The organism is Chitinophaga pinensis DSM 2588 (assembly GCF_000024005.1).
GTDB classification, from domain to species: Bacteria; Bacteroidota; Bacteroidia; order Chitinophagales; family Chitinophagaceae; genus Chitinophaga; species Chitinophaga pinensis.
The window spans coordinates 5,301,261-5,318,061 of record NC_013132.1 but is presented as its reverse complement, the minus strand read 5'-3'; the positions used below and the strand labels follow the sequence as shown (position 1 = coordinate 5,318,061).

Sequence of the window (16,801 nt, the reverse complement as noted above, 5' to 3'; positions counted from 1 at the left end):
TCGGAGACGGCTATTTTATTGGGAAATGCGGGGCCAACTTTGCAGTATGGAATCGACACCTTCTTTTTCCCGCTACCAATGGTTCGTCATTTTTGTACTAGCCGTTACCCAATTTACCGTGATACTCGATTTCATGGTTATTTCGCCGCTTGGCGATGTGCTTATGAAATCACTTTCCCTGCGGCTGCAGGCCTTTGGGTTTGCGGTGTCCACCTACGCCTTTAGCGCGGGCATTTCCGGCCTGCTCACAGCGGTTTTTGCAGACCGTTTCGACCGTAAGAAATTGTTACTGTTTTTTTATATCGGGTTCGTTATCGGCACGGTGTTGTGCGGCCTTGCGCATAGCTACACGCTGCTGGTGGCAGCCCGCATTGTTACCGGTTTGTTTGGCGGCGTTATCGCCTCTATTTCCATGGCCATCATCACCGATCTTTTCACCCTGCAGCAGCGCGGGCGGGTGATGGGCTATGTGCAGATGGGCTTTGGCGCCAGCCAGGTATTAGGTATTCCCATCGGGTTATACCTGGCTAATGCGCTGGGATGGGAAGCCACTGGAGTATTACAGCACGCTGGGGTATGTAACACTCTGTATCTCTCTCCTGACCATTTGGCTCATGTGGGTGTAGACAAACTGGTAAAAAAGAAACCGGCTGTGAAAACGGTGGTGGATGAGGCGGTTATTTTGAGCGAAGATTATTAATCCTTGTTTCGGTTTCAGGACTATTCCTATGCTATCCACGGCTATTTGCTTCCTGGAGCCTATTCTATTTTGCTGGTGAAAACCGAAATACTTACTAAAAAAAATAATGATGTTAATAGCAGCTAAAAAAGTGGCCATCATTGGCGGTGGCCCGGGTGGCTTAACGCTGGCCCGCCTGTTACAATTGAAAGGCGCGGATGTGACCGTGTATGAAAGAGATGCGAACGCAGAAGCCCGCGTACAGGGCGCCACACTTGATCTTCATTTTGAATCGGGTTTGAAAGCCATTAAAGCCATGGGCCTGCGTGATGCTTTCCTCAACAACTACCGCCCCGGTGCGGAAAAAGGTCGGGTGATCGATAAATATGGCAAAATCGTTTACGACGAACATAGTACGGACTTCGAGCCGATGATGAACGTGCTGGACCTGGACAGTGAATACGCCCGCCCGGAAATAGACCGGGGGCCGCTGCGCGATATTTTGCTGAACTCCCTTCTGCCCGGCACCGTGGTGTGGGACAGCCAGTTTAAAAACATGATACCGCTAGGCCATGGCTGGAAAATCGAATTCAGGAACGGCCATACCGTTACCGCCGATATTGTGATAGGTGCAGATGGCGGCAATTCCAAAGTGCGCCCGTTTGTGACGGACATTCAGCCCAGCTACACAGGCATAATGATCGTACAGGGCAATGTGGGCCATGCGGCTACCACCGTGCCCCAGGCCAGTGAACTACTCAAAGGCGGTAAAGTCTACGTACATGCCGATGGAAAATACCTGCACATTTCTTCCAAAGGTGATGGCAGCATAGATTTTTACTTTGTCGAAGAAAAGCCGGAAGGTTGGTGGAACAACAGCGGGGTAGATTTCTCCGATGGCCGGCAGGTGCTGGCCTGGTTCCTGTCTGAAACACGGGGTTGGAATGATGTTTGGGCGCCCATGTTCGAGAAGGCAGATTCGCCTTATTTATTGCGCCCGCAATATTGTATTCCCTTTGATCAAAGCTGGGAAGCCCATGCCAATGTTACGCTGCTGGGCGATGCGGCCCACATCATGCCGCCCTCCGGCGAAGGCGTGAACCTGGCCATGCTGGATGCACTGGAACTGAGTGAGAGACTTACCAGCGGAGATTTTATAGATATCAAATCGGCCATTGCAGCGTATGAAGCGGCCATGCAGGAGAGGGGCACGGCGGAAGCGCGATCTTCCATCGAGATGAGCCAATGGATGCGGGCGGAAGACGCACAGGAGCGACTGTTGCAACTATTTAACCACGTGGAATAACGTTTTTTCTTATATGTGGATGGCCGGTTTTTGCCGGCCATTTTTAACTTGAAAGATTGAGCTGTTTGTCTGAGCTATCAGTCACTGAAAATTCATTCTTTCATGAATCCCACCATCGGTATCAGTCTGCAATCGTCTATTGCAGCCAAGCGGAAGGGTTCTGCATCATTTCTGTAACCATCACTCTCCGCTATCAAAAGGAAGCTGGCAAAGTCAGGATATTCTACCAGTAATACATCGTCCCACCACTCATTATCTGCTATGGCCAGTCTGCCTGATACATTGCCTCCCCACGCGAGTTTGATACCTTCCAGCTGCAGCTTCGTTGTCAATTCCTGGAAGGAAGGAATATATTGCTGGTAATAGATCTCGCGGCCACCGTCCGGCTTGAAGCGCAACAGGTTCAGCATCACTACAGGGGTGTTGGGCGGAATGTTACAGGCGGTTTCTTTCAGACCTTTATGGTCAATCGTTGTTATTCTCATGTTTGATAGTTTTAAGACTACAAATAAACCATCAGGGGCGGAGAATAAAATATAACTACTTGAAGATTTTATAACTGCATTTGTCTTAAACTGTGCTGTCATTTGAATCAATTACTTTTGTCAAAACGTTCCTGATGTTTGATGCCATTTTTAAGAACTTCGCACTACATATTAATCTGGATGAAAGCGAAGTTGAAAGAATATCTGCCGTATTGCAGGTAAGGGATGTACCTAAACATACCTTACTGCTGCAAGCCGGTACGACCGCGCGGAATGTTTATTATGTGGTTAGCGGATGCCTGCGTCTTTTCTATTCCGATGAAAATGGTGATGAACATAATATTTCCTTTTCACCGGAGAATTGGTGGGCTGTAGATATCACGAGCTTTTCCATGCAAAAACCAGCCTTCATGAGTATAGATGCGCTGGAGGATACGACTGTCTGTTACCTGACTTATGATGCGATGGAACAATTGTATCAGGAGGTACCCAAGCTGGAACGCTTCTTCCGCATTCTCACACAGAATGGTCTGTATGTTTATCAACGCCGCACCATCTCCAATCTGTCAGAGACGGCAGAATCAAGATATAAACGTTTTCGTAAGCGCTACCCTAATCTGGAACTGCGTATTACACAAAAGCATATTGCTTCCTATCTGGGCATAACACCGGTGTTTTTAAGTATGCTACGGAAGCGTATGTAATAAATCTACCCAACTTTAGTTCATGACTACTAAGCGTTTCAAGATCCCGCGCCAAAGCAGCCACGCATGGCTGCTCCGTATCCTAAACGGTCGGACCACACTTCACCGGCAAATTCTCCATTCGCTACCAGTACTAATTCGTTCCTCCCACTGGAGTAACCAAGGGAAATACATCCATCATTTAGTCCCGTTTCTTCTGGCAGACCAAACATGGCTGCCATATCTGTACCTTCCGGCAAAACGCCATTTTCTATCCAGCTATTACTATCGGAATATACCCAGGCTTTAACACGATAAAAATTCTGCACCTCATGTATTTTATCGCTCGTTATGGGGAAAGGCTTTTTAAGCCTGTCGATCTCTTCTTTGCCTAATTCCTGAATGGGGGGCACATTGTCTTCCATAAAGTAAACTCCACCGGCCCCGATCTCCAGCAGATACGCTTTGTATTCACCGGGTAATGACACTCCATGGGTCGCTTCAAATGCTTCCAGTTCCTGCACTGTAGCGGTAGACAGGGTATAGTTCTTTTTATATTTTTCCAGTTTATTGAGGCTCGTTGCAGCTAATGCGCGCTGACGAAGGGATAGCGGGCTACAGCCTCGTACGTTTTCAAGAGTAATACGGGAAAAATGATGCTAATAAATAGCGTATTGGTATGTGGTTGTAAGCGCTTTGATCATTCGATAATATTCAATCAACACTAAAGACCGGTGATCTTAAAACTCAGCACGTATTTTTTGGGTTTCTTGCCAATATGCTTCTCAAACACTTTAGTGAAATGACCAAGGTTCTCAAATCCCATTTGATAGCCTGCCTCGGATACCGACAGGTCTTCTTCGCGCAAAAGCCTTGCGGCTTCTTTCATACGTAAGTTTTGATAATAGTCGTAGATACCCATACCAAAAACCTGCGTGAAAATCTTGCGGAGTTTAAGTTCATTCATGCCGGCAATTTTTTTCAATTCCGCAATTGTACTCGGCTGGCTTAAAGACGAAACAATTTTGTCCCGAACTTGATAAATAGCCTTGATCTCCTTTCCATTTAGTTTAATACCCGCAGCATTCTCACGCTTTTTCAAACTTTCAAAAAGGTAAAAAAGCAATTCCATTGCTTTCATCTTGTAATAGAAACTTTTCATAGCGTCAGGCTCGTCCTTTTTCACGATTTCATTTACCGTGCGCAAGATATCATCGGTCATCAGTTCCTCTATCCAAAAATTGTTAGCACGATCAAAAAGGTAATCGAAGTGTTCGGCTTCCTCCTTTAAGAAGTTCCGGAGATATCCGGCACTGATGCTGATGGAAACATGCGATACATGGGTGTCTTTTTTAAAATGCAGGGTTTGACTTATCGTGTAGGGAAAGATGCGTACATAGGGCGGCTCCACTGGACCATTGGGCTTCCGCATATTCGTTTTGTTATCCACGTGATCCTGAAAGATATTGTGAAATACAATACCGATACCATCAGTTATATCCGATTGACCGGTTACCCGTGTGAAATCATCTGTCACGATGAAAGAGCCGAAGTGCATGGCCATATCAGGCAAGAAAGCGAAGCCTTTGAAGAAGATGACCTGGAAATGTTGCAACACATTTTCCAGGACCAAGCCCAACTTATCCGTAAACTGCTGCATGTCGCTGTTACTATTGCTACTGGTCTGAGCTTTCATTTTTTCGACTAAAAATAATAGGTTATCGAATATTTTACTTGTAAAGCTACAATTAGTTTTGTGGTAGTGAAATAAAATCAGATAATGAGAAAGCATGTTTTAATATCAGGAGCCAGCTTTGCAGGACTAACACTGGCTTACTGGTTAAATAAGTCCGGTTTTAAGGTAACTGTAGTTGAATTAGGAGGGGACCTGAGAACCGCCGGCTCACCAATCGATGTGCGTGGTGACGCTTTAGATATAGCCAGGAAAATGGGTATATATGACCAGATTAAAGCCAATGAATTTATACATACAGATGAGATTGTAGGTTCCGAAGATCAAACATTAGCAAAGTTTGCCATCAACACTTTACCGGAATATCTGGGTGATATTGAGATTCACCGTGGAGACCTGGTAAAGATCCTATATGAAGCCATTCCAAAAGATGAAGTAGCAATCATTTTTGGCAACAGTATATCCGATTTAAGGCAGGGGGACAATCACGTGGAAGTGAAGTTCGAGAACGGCGAAAGCGAAGTTTACGATCTTGTATTTGGTGCTGACGGCACCCATTCTATAGTCAGAAAACTTGTTTTCGGACCAGAAGAAGACTTTAAGAAGTTTCTGGGTGTTTACTTTGCATTTGCTGCTGCTGATCATATTCAAACAGGCCGACCCAAATCTACAGGTATTGTGTATCGAGAGTTAGGTAAACAGGCGGTGATCTTTCAGTTTAAAGAGGCAGCGAACGCCATCCTTGTATTCCGGGCACCCAAGCTGGATTGGAATTACCGGGATCGCGAGCAGCCTAAGCAGATTTTAAAGGATCATTTCGGCGGTAACACCAATTGGAAAATTCCACAAATCCTGGATGCCATGGTTGATGCTGATGACTTATATTTTGACGAGGCCTGCCAGATCAAAATGCCGACCTGGACAAAGGGACGGGTGGCCCTGATAGGGGATGCCGCCTATGCCCCAAGCTTTTTCACTGGGATGGGTACCAGCCTGGCTATGCAAGGTGCAGCGCTTTTGGCTGAGCAGCTTCAGGCTACAGACGATCATCAAACCGCTTTTATTAAATATAACGAAGTATTCAAACCTTTTGTGGATAGTATTCATGCACGTGTTGATGACTCGCTGAAAGTCCAGCTACCCGAAACAGAGGAAGAACTTAAAGCCTCTATCAAAGCATGGACTAACGATAACCAATAGGCATGTCGATGAATATTGAAAAAGTTCAAACTACGAGGGAAGTCGTCAACAAGTTTTTTTGCCTTGCTTTTAAATACAATCCTTCACGCCAGTAATAAAAATAAAACCGGAAATATAACATCAGTTTAAAATCCGGTCAGCGATACATGTGCCAAAAAGATTTCCCATACTTTGGAATGTCTGGCATAGTATTTTGGAGAAGCGGACAACTATGTCAAACGGAATTCGACATAGTTGTCCGTTATTTAAAAATGTTCAATTCCTCATTATAAACAGGACTTTGTACGCCTAAAAAATTTAACACACTGTGAAATACATAGTCTTGTGACAATGAACTTTCTGTTTTCAGTTGTTTTAAACTGTTATCAGATGTCCAAACTATAAAAGGAATGTCATATTGTTGTTTCGGCGCCAGGCTTAAAGGCAAACCATGCATGTACATATTTTTTTCTCCTAAAGATTCGCCATGGTCGGAGACAAAAATCATTGCACTTCTATATTCCTTTAGTTGTTTTAAATCTTCAATCACGTTGTATAAAATATAATCGGTATAACCAATCGTATTGTCATAAGCATTGACCAGTTCTGTATTAGAACATTTTGCTAATTCAACGCTATTACAGACTGGCTTAAAAGTTTCGAACTGAGGCGGATATTTTTTGCTATACTCAGGTCCATGACTTGTACTTGTGTGCAGTATTATCAATACCTTATTTTTTGTACTTGCTGCTATTTGCTCTTTCAGGTTATTCAGAAGCACTTCATCGTAATCGCATCTGTCGCCTTTACAATCTTTCATCAGCGCCTCTTTGTTCAGGTAAGTTTTTATATGAACGGGTGGTTCTCCCCAGTTTGTGGTTCTCCAGACAACCTCTACGCCATTTCTATATAAATAATTGGGCAAAATCTCATACAACTCGCCGGTATTTTTATGTTCTAAAATACACTTTACACCTGCAGTAGTGTAGGTGGCGCAAGAGGTAGCATTAAAATGAAATACACCAGGGGTCTTTGAAAGAAGTGGATTTGTATTTTTACTGTATCCGTATAAAGAAAAATTTTCACTTCTGGCGGATTCTCCTATCACTAAGACTAGAACCGATTTCCGGTTATCTTTTATGCCAGCATCAGGCAATAATATTTCTTTTTCATTTTCCTGTTGTTTATGTACAAAAAAGAGGGAAAGATTTACTGTGTAACTCCATGGCATTGCAAGCCCACCTAATACTTTTGAATTTTTATCCACCCACAACCAATTTTGAGAATTCGCAAATACTACAGCCAGCATAAATAATAAACTAGCTAATGCGATGACTAAAAATCGCTTGAATGTTACATATACTATTTGGGCTTTTATGATAATAATGCCAGAAATAACACCAAGCAGAATTATATAGAGTAGTAATTTTATGGAAAAAAAACCAGACGCCTCGGCATAATTGGTATTTAGCACATTACCCATCATTTCCGCATTTATTATAACACCGTAAGTATTAATAAAGTAAACTGCAATTGCGCTGAAAATAAAGAGTAATGCCAGGATAATTTTTCCTACAAAGCGTAATAGAGAGAACATCAAAAAAAAGACAAATGCATTTGCAAGCACCATTAGGATAACAAAACAAATAACAATGGAAATGCCGTTAAAACTTGTATAATCAACATTGTTAAAAATAAATTTGAAAAAGGGATAATGAAAGAATAAAAAGTTAAGACAACTTATTAATAAAGAAAAGTGAACGATTTTTATATCTTTTAATAACCGCATAAGCCATTTTATGGAATAGGAACAATTAAGCAAATTAATATAAAATATAATAATATCAAATTTTTGTCGGGTACCGGCTCATTTAAAGTCCACCAAATTGCTACCCGGAATGCATGTTAATAGAGGTGATTGCCACTATGGAAGATCCTCAATATATCCGGCTTCAACAGGACCATCTAACAGCAATCGCCAAAATGAAAGCTATGGAGAAGGAGTATGACAGACAGAAGGAACTTAACAACAGTACGGCTACCGGCGACAAAGTGTATAAACAAAAGCTGATTACGATCGTCATTAAAACATTGTAATAAAATACCAGGGAGTTTGTATTTTTGAACGCAAAATGCCAATTGCTATAAATCATAGGTTTAGTCCATTTGAAAGTGTAGGTTTCAGCGGACGTATATAATCAAAAATTCTAGTAGATCGAACCAATTTAAGAATGCATATAACTATGAAATTAACTACTGCTATATTAGCCCTGCTATTACCTTTAGCCACATTTGCCCAGGATCAGAATCAGGAGGAACCCTGGAAACCCGCAAGCGCGGAAAGCAATGCTTATCGTGAATACAGACTAAAAATGACTACTCCACCCTATGGCCTTGCGAAGGTAAAAGAGCTGATCAAAAAGAATACAGCATCTCTGGACGATTTCACCATAATGAGTTCTAAAGACTATATGTCCCTCACGCTCCGCGAGAAATTCACCTACCACATGATCAATCCGGAATCATACAGCCAGAACTGTGATGTTGAACCGCCCATCCAGGATGAGCATAAAAAGGTCTTCGGCCACCTGCCGGACAACTATGCTGAACTGAACTGGAGTGAACGTCAGCGGGACTTCCTGCAGGCCAACCGGGATTCTGTGATGGAGATCATCAAAGAATCCGCCAATCGCAGCAGACGTATGGGACTCAACTACAAAATGGCGCTGGTAGAGATCAAGGCCGTTGAGATGGTCCCTTTCCTGGTAGAATTTTTTAAACGTGATCATAAAGATCTGGACATCCTGACAGTACTGATGGAGTTCATGGCGGAAACAAAATATGAGCCTTTTGTCAAATCAGCATCTTATACCAAGCTGTATAGTAAGAACAGTACTTACAACGCATACCTTGTATTCAACCAGGCCAATGAAGACCTGATCATACAACGGGCTATGGGCATGTACAACGCTGCTAACTAATGATATTCTCACTACTGATAAGTTTATTCCTGCCTGATACATCCTTTGTACAGGTACCCGCCGGAGACTATTGGGTCGGTGCTAAAGGGCATGCCCTTAATCCCGCCAGACAGGTCCATGTAGAAACCTACGCTATCGGTGCTACGGAAGTCACTAATCAGCAGTTTGCAGCATTTGTGGCCGCTACGTATTATGTCACGGATGCGGAGCGGCTACACAATGCGATGGTCTTCGAACCAGGACTGAGGGAATTCCGCTGGCTGGAGGACAGTACTGCCTACTGGCGGTATCCTAACGGCGTGAGCCGCGGTGGTATTGAAGACAAAATGCAACATCCTGTTACCACCATCAGCTACAATGACGTTCAAGCCTATTGCGAATGGGCACAGGTAAGGCTCCCTTCCTTCGAAGAATGGGAGATCGCTTCCCGCGCAGGCGCCAGAACCACCTATTTTTGGGGAGAAGATAGCCGGAAGATCGGTCGTTATGCTAATATCTGGCATGCACATGACCACCTGGAATCAGACAGCTCCGACGGATATATGTATACTGCTCCTGTTGCCAGTTTCCAAGCTAATCGCTGGGGGCTATACGACATGTATGGAAATGTATTCGAGTTTTGCGAAGGGCATCTCAAAGAGGAGAAAACAGTACATGCCCGGGGCGGCTCATGGTGGTGTAGTCAACACTCCTGTCACTATTTTAACTCTGTAGATATTGGAAGAGTGCATAGAAGGGCATCCTTTAGTAATCAGGGCTTCAGGGTGGTCAAAAAGTGACATCCCAGCTACTTATGCAGGATCTCCCAATTAATACGGAAAAGGAAATCCGCTAGTTGACGGATTTCCTTTTTTACTTGCCCGGTAGTGAAGCATTTTAGTACCAAATGCTACTCCACAATGAATATTTACTCTTCTACCAATTAGCTATATTTTTTTTGCAAAAAATCTTTTAAACTGATCGGGCTCCTGCCCAGTAACTGTTTCACATCACTTTTATTGGTATCGAATTCTCCGTTAGCAATCGCCACACAGAACCTTGCAAGGTACGCTGCATCATCTTCAGAAGCACCTATCTGTATAAGCGTGGCAATATAGGAGCTTACCTCGGGTTGGTAATAAGGTATTGTTTTTCCGGTAATGTCTGATAGTAGATTAGCAATCTCCGCGAAGGAGAAGGCGGTTTCTGCAGCGATGATATATTCTTTGTTTTCATGTCCCGGAGTAGTCAGTACAACAGCATTCGCTTCAGCCATTTCTGTTATTGGCAAAAAGGGAGTTTTGCCGTCTCCGGCAGGAATGGAAATGCCATTATTTAATATATCTTTTCCGGAAAGGAAAGGAATCATGTCAGCATACATGGTATTATTCATCAGCGTATAAGGAATGGCTATTTGTTTTAGATAATCAGCTGTGTAGGCATGATATTGAACCTCTTTACCCATTATACTTTGTTGTAAATTTTTCATGTCAAAGCTTGTATAGGTAATATGTCCAACACCAGTTTCCCTGGCTGCATTGATCACATTTTTGTGCTGCTCAAACCTTTTGCTAATGTCTGATGAAGAAGATACAAGTAGCAGCTTGTCTACTCCCTGTAATGCACTTTTTAAAGACTCAAAATCTTCATAATCGCCAAGTTTTATTTGAACTCCTTTTGATGTTAATTCTGTCGACTTGGTTTCATCTCTTACCAATGCAGTAATGTCGTTGGGCGCTATACCCCTGTTTAATAATGCATTAATGGTGGCTTTACCTAAATTTCCTGTTGCACCGGTTACTAAAATCATCTTTTCTGTTTTAAGATTAATTACTTTTGGTGTGTAAAGAAACAAATATTGATTTTGAAAAGTTACCCTTGCTCTTGGTAACAAGACAAAAAGAGGTAACCTAAAAGTAACCAATGGAAAATAAGTTAGACCATGCTGACTGTCCTATTACAGAGACGATAGCCATGTTTGGAGGACGGTGGAAGGTGACAATTTTACGTGTGCTTTTCAAAAATACCAGACGTTTTGGTGAAATCCAGGTTAGGATACCTTCTATTTCAAAGAAGGTGTTAACCGAGCAACTAAGAGAGCTTGAAGCTGACGGCTTAATCAGCAGGAAACAGTACAAGGAACTTCCCCCCCGGGTAGAGTATGCGCTCACTGATTTTGGAAAAAGCCTTTGCCCTTTGTTAATTGATATAGTAGCTTGGAAAAGAAAAAATATTGGATAATCTAATTAAGGTAAGATAAAGCTTTCCCAATGAAGGCGTCACCAAAGCTCTCAGCCTCTTGCTCAACTATTATTTAAATAACAGTTGGGCAAACTTATAGAGGTTATTACGCCATACCGGCCAGGTATGACCACCAGGATATTCGCTGTAATTATATTTAATCTGCATTTCATCAAACCTGGCCAGCATATTCTGGCAGTTGTTATAGGCGATATCTTCTTTGCCACCCATAGTGATCCAGAATTGTTTCAGGTTACTATTGATTTTACCGGCCGACTGCTTCATAAAAGCGTATTGCTGTTCTGCCACCGGTTGTTTGCCGCCAAACCAACCGGAACTGAACACGCCCAGATAAGCAAATTGATCGGTGTTATTAACACCAGCATAAAGTGTTTGTATCCCGCCCATTGACAAGCCCGCCAATGCCCTGTGTTCAGCATTCGCCACTGCACGATAATTTCTTTCAACAGAAGGTACAACAACGCGTAACAGCTCATTTTCAAACGTCCGCAACGACTGCTCATTAAAGCTGCCCGTAGATACATTTCCATCCATCATCACCACAAGCATAGGCTTAGCTTGTTTTATAGCAATGAGATTGTCGAGGATCAGGTCGGTCTTGCCCTGTGTACTCCATCCCCGTTCGTCCTCGCCTCCGCCATGCAATAGGTAGAGTACAGGATATCGCTGATCAACGGCACTATCATATCCTGGGGGGGTGTATACAAAATAACGACGCCAGGAATTGGTGACTGGCGAGAAGTAGCGCTTGCTGCGTACATCACCATGAGGCACATCTTTAATAGCATAAAAAGCGCCATCCGCAAAGGGGATCTCAATACCAGCAGCCATACGCCCCATTCCATAAAAAGTTTCACTCGCAGGATCGGCAACGGCGACACCGTCTATTAGTAAAGAGTAATAATGGAATCCTTCACCTATGGAATCAGTCGTACCGGTCCAATAGTCTGCTGTATCCTTTGTCAGATCGTATTTTTTGCCAAGATCAATCTGTACCCGTTGCGCCTGTGGTGCTTTCAGACGAAATACGACACGGTTGTCGGGCAATACCTGTGGGAAGCTGGCGTTGCGTACATTAGTGACCGCAGGCGTACCAAGTACTGTATACTGTGTAAAAGTAGACGGATCAACGGGCTTAAAGAGCAACTGGGAAAACATGTAGAGGTCGTTCTTCCAGACGGTGAAGTCATGCCTGCCTGGTTCTATATAATAAACATGTGGTACTTTATTTTCATATAAATAGTCATGTGTACGCTTACTAAAGCTAATCAGGTTGTCATTATCGCCACAGGAAATCCAAAGTAGCTTAAGCCGCCTTTTTGCAACTTCCGGGTCAGGCACCAGTAACTCAGGACTTCGGGTATTAGGAGCGGAAGAAAAGCCGCCAACCCAGGCAAACCGATCGGGATTGCCCAGCCCAAAGTTTAGCGCCTGGCCTCCCCCCATAGACAAACCCGAAATAGCACGGTTCTCCCTGTCAGTAAACACAGGGAATTGTTTTTCAACAAAAGGAATAAGGTCCTGCAGCAAGTCCTGTTCAAAAGTAGCGAACGCCTGAATTTTGTCAGGCGCCATAATATTGCCGGTAGCACGATCATCTGTCATAGCTCGTCCATTTGGCATAACAACGATCATTGGAGCTAATTTACCTTCGGCATACAGGTTATCCAGTATCACCTGAGGAGTGCCGCCGTTCAGCCATTCCTTTTCATCGCCACCAATACCACGCAGTAGGTACAACACAGGATATCTGTTTTTTTTAGCATAGCCAGGCGGCGTATACACCAGGGCCCTGCGCTTAACACCTACTGTTTTGGAAATGTACACAATGGTGTCAATTTTTCCGTGGATAATATTATTACGCAGTGTATCAAAACCCTGAGGCGCATGGTTAACAATCGCTTGAGTATGTCCGGTTATATAGACCATACAAAAAGCTGCAATGGTAAGGACCAGTCTTTTCATAGTTATATAGATTTAGTTTAACATTTTAGTGGTTCGTTCAGTGAAGATTTATGTGAAACAATGGCGGGTATTATTCATTTCACCAACAATAGTAGGATGTTTTCCGGAAAATCCTTGCTATTGAGGCGCATGTTTAACAGGCATGAATTAATATCTGCTTAGATGCTATTTTACGTCATTTATATCGATTTCTTTCTTAAATTATATCCGTTAACTGTAATTATAACACTTAATATTTTAAGATGAACAGAAGAACAGTAATAAAACAATTGGGGAAGGCGTTACCAGCTACGTTTTTGTCAAAGAAACTTTCAGCTATATCTGCTATCAGCTTAAATATAGGGGAGAAAATTATTGATGGACCATTTGCACCTACGTGGGAATCTTTAGCACAATTTAAGACACCGGAATGGTATCGTGACGCCAAATTTGGTATCTGGGCGCATTGGGGGCCACAGTGCCAGCCGGAGAATGGTGATTGGTATGCCCGTGAGATGTATATGGAAGGGAATCATCATTATAATTTCCATCTGAAGAAATATGGCCATCCTTCAAAATTTGGGTTTAAGGATGTGATAAATGACTGGAAGGCTGAGCAATGGAATCCTGAAGAGTTATTATCACTATATCGAAGAGCTGGTGCCAAATATTTTGTAGCATTAGCTAACCATCATGACAATATGGACTTATATGACAGTAAGTATCAGCCAGAATGGAATAGTGTCAAAATGGGGCCTAAAAGAGACCTGATCTCAGGATGGGCGAAAGCTGCCAGAAATCAAGGTCTCCATTTTGGAGTCAGTGTACATGCTGCACATGCCTGGAGCTGGATGGAGACAGCTCAGCGGGCCGATACAGAAGGTCCTTATGCCGGTGTACCTTATGACGGCAAATTGCGAAAGTCTGAAGGCAAAAGCAAGTGGTGGAATGGCCTTGATCCCCAGGCACTTTATGCGCAGGATCATCCTCTTAGCGAGAATAGTCTGGATAATAGCATGATACATCGTCAATGGAACTGGGGGAACGGTGTTTGTCCTCCAACCCGGGCCTATTGTGAAAAATTCTATAATAGAACTATCGACCTTATCAACAGGTATGATCCGGATCTGGTATATTTTGATGATACCGCATTACCATTGTGGCCTGTAAGTGACGCGGGATTGAGAATCGCCGCGCACTATTACAATCGGAGCATAAAGAACAGGAATAAGCTGGATGTGGTAATTAATGGCAAAATATTGAACGAAGAGCAGCGTAAATGTATGGTATGGGATATTGAAAGGGGACAGAGTAATAGCATTGAACCATCATCCTGGCAGACGGATACCTGCATTGGCGGATGGCATTATGACCGAAATATTTATGAAAAACATGGTTATAAAAGTGCACAGACCATCATACAAACACTTGTAGATATTGTTAGCAAGAATGGTAATTTGCTGCTCAGTATACCCGTACGTGGTAACGGAAGTATTGATGAGGACGAGCGGAACATCGTTGAGGAGATAGGACAGTGGATGCGGGTCAATGGCGAGAGCATATATGGTACAAGGCCATGGATAGTATATGGAGAAGGACCGTCACTTGAAAATGCTGTTCCTTTGAATGCACAGGGTTTTAATGAAGGGAAAGGCCGTCCTTTTGAAGCGACGGACATAAGGTTCACCACAAAAGGAGAGGTGCTGTATGCTACAGTGTTGAAATGGCCGGAAAATGGTGAAGTGAAAATAGGGAGCCTGGCGGGTAGCAGTAACCTTGAGCCGCGTGAGATCCGAAAAGTGGAACTGCTGGGAGATGCAGGCGAGTTGTTTTTTGAGCGTTCTTCTACAGCGCTCAAAATAGTTCTCCCTGAGAGACATTCGTTATCATCTTATGCTGTTGCTTTAAAGATAACTATGGCTACATCTTGATGCTGCAGCGTTTCATAAGAACAAATACTGATGAATTTTGAGCCAGGAAGGCAAAGCGGAAAAATTTGACAGTTAGGAAATTATACGCCACTTTTAGTTATGCTTAGACAATCAGGTTTTCATAGGATAACAAAACACCTGCTGATATGTGTCTCAGGCGTTTTTTTTGCAGGCTCCTCTTTAGCCCAGCGTACACCCGAAAAAGGCTTAAAAGACTACTACGGGGCCATGTTTCCCATTGGCGTAGCGGTCTCTTCGCGTGCCTTGCCGGGAAATGAAGGACAGTTCATCATTTCGCAGTTCAACAGTGTAACTCCGGAAAATGATATGAAGATGGGCGTTATTCATCCACGTGAGCATGAATATGACTTTAAAGGGGCAGATGCTATTGTTGACTTCGCGGTCAGGAACAGGATGAAGATAAGAGGCCATACGCTTTGCTGGCATAGTCAGGTGGCCGGATGGATGTTCACCGATAATAAGGGGGATACAGTATCCAAAGCAACCTTATTGCAGCGTCTAAAGGAACATATTACAACCGTTGTGACAAGGTATAAGGGAAAGATATACGCCTGGGATGTGGTCAATGAAGCGATCAGTGACAGACACGGCGAGTTTTACCGCAATTCAGCATGGCTGCGGATCTGTGGCCCTGAGTTTATTGAAAAAGCATTTGAATGGGCACATGCTGCTGACCCGGAGGCAGTGCTTTTTTATAACGATTATAATGAGATAGACCCCGACAAGCGGACAAAGATCATCCAGATGATAAGAGCGTTGCGGAAGAAGGGCGTACCGGTCCAGGGCGTTGGATTACAGGGGCACTGGGCTATTAACGAACCTTCTGGGGCGCAGTTGGAGAAGACCTTTGCAGATTTTGCTGTTTTAAAGATTCCTTTGCAGATCACGGAACTTGATATTTCTGTTTATCCGAAAGAGCATGAAGCCAGGGCAAGGCGTGCGAATGACTATGATACCAGTTTTACAAAAGAGAAGGAAATTGCCCAGGCAGCACAATACCAGGTGTGCTTTGAAATATTCCGTAAGTACAAAGCATTGCTGACCGGTGTGACTTTCTGGAATATATCAGATAGGCATAGCTGGCTGGACGATTTTCCTGTAAGGGGCAGAAAGGATTATCCTTTGTTGTTTGACAGGAATTTTCAGCCTAAAAAGGCATTTCAGGCCGTTGTCGCTTTTTAGATGCAGGCGTTACGTATTCCCGTCACCATGAGGTTCGCAAAGCCCTCTCCGTTTTCGTGATTCTGATAGTAGAAAACCGCCGTATTTACCGGCGGCTTCCGTAATCTATATAAGTGCAACTTGATGATATGCCAATTTATCCGGTGACCTTCAAAGATGCTATGAGCTCGTTCTTAAATTCCAAATGGAACTTTAATACTATTGGACTTCCTGGGAAAGTGCCAGACACTTTTGATGTTAGCACTCCGTTTGATCCGGATTGCTCATAATTTAGAGGCTCCATTGAAGATCGATAAATCTCATTTGCATGTTCGATCCATTGGCGAATTTCTTCCTTGCCGTTATGGATTCTGCCTTCGTCATGCACAATGGCCGTTACAGTGAAGCAGTCGGTATAAGCCTTGCTATCATAATTATTTTGTGTCTCTATAAAACGTCCTACTACTTTTGGTAATTCCATGATGATGTGATTTAGG

Annotated in this window: 17 protein-coding genes; 10 read left to right on the top strand and 7 right to left on the bottom strand. The window is 43.3% G+C overall.

The window, feature by feature from the left end:
• Window positions 1–46: 46 nt before the first annotated feature.
• Both CPIN_RS21130 and CPIN_RS21125 read left to right on the top strand, forming a co-directional pair.
• Window positions 47–700, top strand: a complete 654-nt coding sequence (locus CPIN_RS21130) for an MFS transporter (protein WP_012791876.1) — start codon at window positions 47–49, stop codon at window positions 698–700.
• Window positions 701–806: 106 nt separating this feature from the next.
• Entirely contained in the window at window positions 807–1,985 is a 1,179-nt protein-coding gene (locus CPIN_RS21125) for an FAD-dependent oxidoreductase (RefSeq protein WP_012791875.1), read from the top strand.
• A 92-nt stretch (window positions 1,986–2,077) separates the two neighbouring features.
• Here CPIN_RS21125 and CPIN_RS21120 read toward each other — a convergent pair whose 3' ends face one another.
• Window positions 2,078–2,470 carry a hypothetical protein gene (locus CPIN_RS21120; protein ID WP_052306849.1) on the bottom strand — a complete coding sequence of 131 codons (393 nt, stop codon included), beginning with the start codon at window positions 2,468–2,470 and terminating at the stop codon, window positions 2,078–2,080.
• Between the two features lie 134 nt (window positions 2,471–2,604).
• Between CPIN_RS21120 and CPIN_RS21115 the strand changes: the two genes are divergently transcribed.
• Complete coding sequence (locus CPIN_RS21115) at window positions 2,605–3,174, top strand: Crp/Fnr family transcriptional regulator (protein WP_012791873.1); 570 nt, start codon at window positions 2,605–2,607, stop codon at window positions 3,172–3,174.
• Between the two features lie 38 nt (window positions 3,175–3,212).
• Here CPIN_RS21115 and CPIN_RS21110 read toward each other — a convergent pair whose 3' ends face one another.
• Window positions 3,213–3,677, bottom strand: coding sequence for an SMI1/KNR4 family protein (locus CPIN_RS21110; RefSeq protein ID WP_012791872.1), 465 nt, complete (start codon window positions 3,675–3,677; stop codon window positions 3,213–3,215).
• A gap of 200 nt (window positions 3,678–3,877) precedes the next feature.
• Window positions 3,878–4,849, bottom strand: a complete 972-nt coding sequence (locus CPIN_RS21105; protein ID WP_222838139.1) for a helix-turn-helix transcriptional regulator — start codon at window positions 4,847–4,849, stop codon at window positions 3,878–3,880.
• An 84-nt stretch (window positions 4,850–4,933) separates the two neighbouring features.
• Here CPIN_RS21105 and CPIN_RS21100 point away from each other — a divergent pair, with 84 nt between their 5' ends.
• On the top strand, window positions 4,934–6,046 hold the full coding sequence (locus CPIN_RS21100) for an FAD-dependent monooxygenase (RefSeq protein ID WP_012791870.1): 1,113 nt from the start codon (window positions 4,934–4,936) through the stop codon (window positions 6,044–6,046).
• 241 nt (window positions 6,047–6,287) lie between these two features.
• Here CPIN_RS21100 and eptA read toward each other — a convergent pair whose 3' ends face one another.
• Window positions 6,288–7,814, bottom strand: coding sequence for a phosphoethanolamine--lipid A transferase EptA (gene eptA, locus CPIN_RS21095; RefSeq protein WP_012791869.1), 1,527 nt, complete (start codon window positions 7,812–7,814; stop codon window positions 6,288–6,290).
• A 113-nt stretch (window positions 7,815–7,927) separates the two neighbouring features.
• On the opposite strand from eptA, the gene CPIN_RS21090 reads away from it, so the two are divergent.
• From CPIN_RS21090 to CPIN_RS21080, 3 genes are all read left to right on the top strand, one after another.
• A complete protein-coding gene (locus CPIN_RS21090) occupies window positions 7,928–8,122 on the top strand; it encodes a hypothetical protein (protein ID WP_044219337.1) in 195 nt (64 codons plus the stop codon).
• Window positions 8,123–8,268: 146 nt separating this feature from the next.
• Complete coding sequence (locus CPIN_RS21085; RefSeq protein ID WP_012791868.1) at window positions 8,269–9,006, top strand: hypothetical protein; 738 nt, start codon at window positions 8,269–8,271, stop codon at window positions 9,004–9,006.
• Window positions 9,006–9,785 carry a formylglycine-generating enzyme family protein gene (locus CPIN_RS21080; protein ID WP_012791867.1) on the top strand — a complete coding sequence of 260 codons (780 nt, stop codon included), beginning with the start codon at window positions 9,006–9,008 and terminating at the stop codon, window positions 9,783–9,785. The genes CPIN_RS21085 and CPIN_RS21080 overlap by 1 nt, the downstream gene beginning before the upstream one ends.
• Window positions 9,786–9,928: 143 nt before the next feature.
• Here the strand turns inward: CPIN_RS21080 and CPIN_RS21075 are convergent, their stop codons facing one another.
• The gene (locus CPIN_RS21075; protein ID WP_222838138.1) at window positions 9,929–10,879 is read right to left on the bottom strand and encodes an SDR family oxidoreductase; all 951 of its coding nucleotides are present in this window, start codon (window positions 10,877–10,879) and stop codon (window positions 9,929–9,931) included.
• A gap of 29 nt (window positions 10,880–10,908) precedes the next feature.
• Between CPIN_RS21075 and CPIN_RS21070 the strand changes: the two genes are divergently transcribed.
• The gene (locus CPIN_RS21070) at window positions 10,909–11,226 is read left to right on the top strand and encodes a winged helix-turn-helix transcriptional regulator (RefSeq protein WP_012791865.1); all 318 of its coding nucleotides are present in this window, start codon (window positions 10,909–10,911) and stop codon (window positions 11,224–11,226) included.
• Window positions 11,227–11,295: 69 nt separating this feature from the next.
• On the opposite strand, the gene CPIN_RS21065 is transcribed toward CPIN_RS21070, so the two are convergent.
• Window positions 11,296–13,212 carry an alpha/beta hydrolase-fold protein gene (locus CPIN_RS21065; protein ID WP_012791864.1) on the bottom strand — a complete coding sequence of 639 codons (1,917 nt, stop codon included), beginning with the start codon at window positions 13,210–13,212 and terminating at the stop codon, window positions 11,296–11,298.
• 242 nt (window positions 13,213–13,454) lie between these two features.
• Here CPIN_RS21065 and CPIN_RS21060 point away from each other — a divergent pair, with 242 nt between their 5' ends.
• Both CPIN_RS21060 and CPIN_RS21055 read left to right on the top strand, forming a co-directional pair.
• Entirely contained in the window at window positions 13,455–15,122 is a 1,668-nt protein-coding gene (locus tag CPIN_RS21060) for an alpha-L-fucosidase (protein ID WP_012791863.1), read from the top strand.
• Window positions 15,123–15,221: 99 nt separating this feature from the next.
• The gene (locus tag CPIN_RS21055) at window positions 15,222–16,325 is read left to right on the top strand and encodes an endo-1,4-beta-xylanase (RefSeq protein ID WP_083781124.1); all 1,104 of its coding nucleotides are present in this window, start codon (window positions 15,222–15,224) and stop codon (window positions 16,323–16,325) included.
• Window positions 16,326–16,461: 136 nt separating this feature from the next.
• Here the strand turns inward: CPIN_RS21055 and CPIN_RS21050 are convergent, their stop codons facing one another.
• Window positions 16,462–16,785, bottom strand: coding sequence for a nuclear transport factor 2 family protein (locus tag CPIN_RS21050; protein ID WP_012791861.1), 324 nt, complete (start codon window positions 16,783–16,785; stop codon window positions 16,462–16,464).
• Window positions 16,786–16,801: the final 16 nt, after the last annotated feature.

Excerpts from the sequence above, each read along its gene's own strand:
- CPIN_RS21130 (WP_012791876.1), top strand. The coding sequence starts at position 47 with ATGGAATCGACACCTTCTTTTTCCCGCTACCAATGGTTCGTCATTTTT.
- CPIN_RS21125 (WP_012791875.1), top strand. The coding sequence starts at position 807 with ATGATGTTAATAGCAGCTAAAAAAGTGGCCATCATTGGCGGTGGCCCG.
- CPIN_RS21120 (WP_052306849.1), bottom strand. The coding sequence starts at position 2,470 with ATGAGAATAACAACGATTGACCATAAAGGTCTGAAAGAAACCGCCTGT.
- CPIN_RS21115 (WP_012791873.1), top strand. The coding sequence starts at position 2,605 with ATGTTTGATGCCATTTTTAAGAACTTCGCACTACATATTAATCTGGAT.
- CPIN_RS21105 (WP_222838139.1), bottom strand. The coding sequence starts at position 4,849 with ATGAAAGCTCAGACCAGTAGCAATAGTAACAGCGACATGCAGCAGTTT.
- CPIN_RS21100 (WP_012791870.1), top strand. The coding sequence starts at position 4,934 with ATGAGAAAGCATGTTTTAATATCAGGAGCCAGCTTTGCAGGACTAACA.
- eptA (WP_012791869.1), bottom strand. The coding sequence starts at position 7,814 with ATGCGGTTATTAAAAGATATAAAAATCGTTCACTTTTCTTTATTAATA.
- CPIN_RS21090 (WP_044219337.1), top strand. The coding sequence starts at position 7,928 with ATGTTAATAGAGGTGATTGCCACTATGGAAGATCCTCAATATATCCGG.
- CPIN_RS21085 (WP_012791868.1), top strand. The coding sequence starts at position 8,269 with ATGAAATTAACTACTGCTATATTAGCCCTGCTATTACCTTTAGCCACA.
- CPIN_RS21080 (WP_012791867.1), top strand. The coding sequence starts at position 9,006 with ATGATATTCTCACTACTGATAAGTTTATTCCTGCCTGATACATCCTTT.
- CPIN_RS21070 (WP_012791865.1), top strand. The coding sequence starts at position 10,909 with ATGGAAAATAAGTTAGACCATGCTGACTGTCCTATTACAGAGACGATA.
- CPIN_RS21065 (WP_012791864.1), bottom strand. The coding sequence starts at position 13,212 with ATGAAAAGACTGGTCCTTACCATTGCAGCTTTTTGTATGGTCTATATA.
- CPIN_RS21060 (WP_012791863.1), top strand. The coding sequence starts at position 13,455 with ATGAACAGAAGAACAGTAATAAAACAATTGGGGAAGGCGTTACCAGCT.
- CPIN_RS21055 (WP_083781124.1), top strand. The coding sequence starts at position 15,222 with ATGCTTAGACAATCAGGTTTTCATAGGATAACAAAACACCTGCTGATA.
- CPIN_RS21050 (WP_012791861.1), bottom strand. The coding sequence starts at position 16,785 with ATGGAATTACCAAAAGTAGTAGGACGTTTTATAGAGACACAAAATAAT.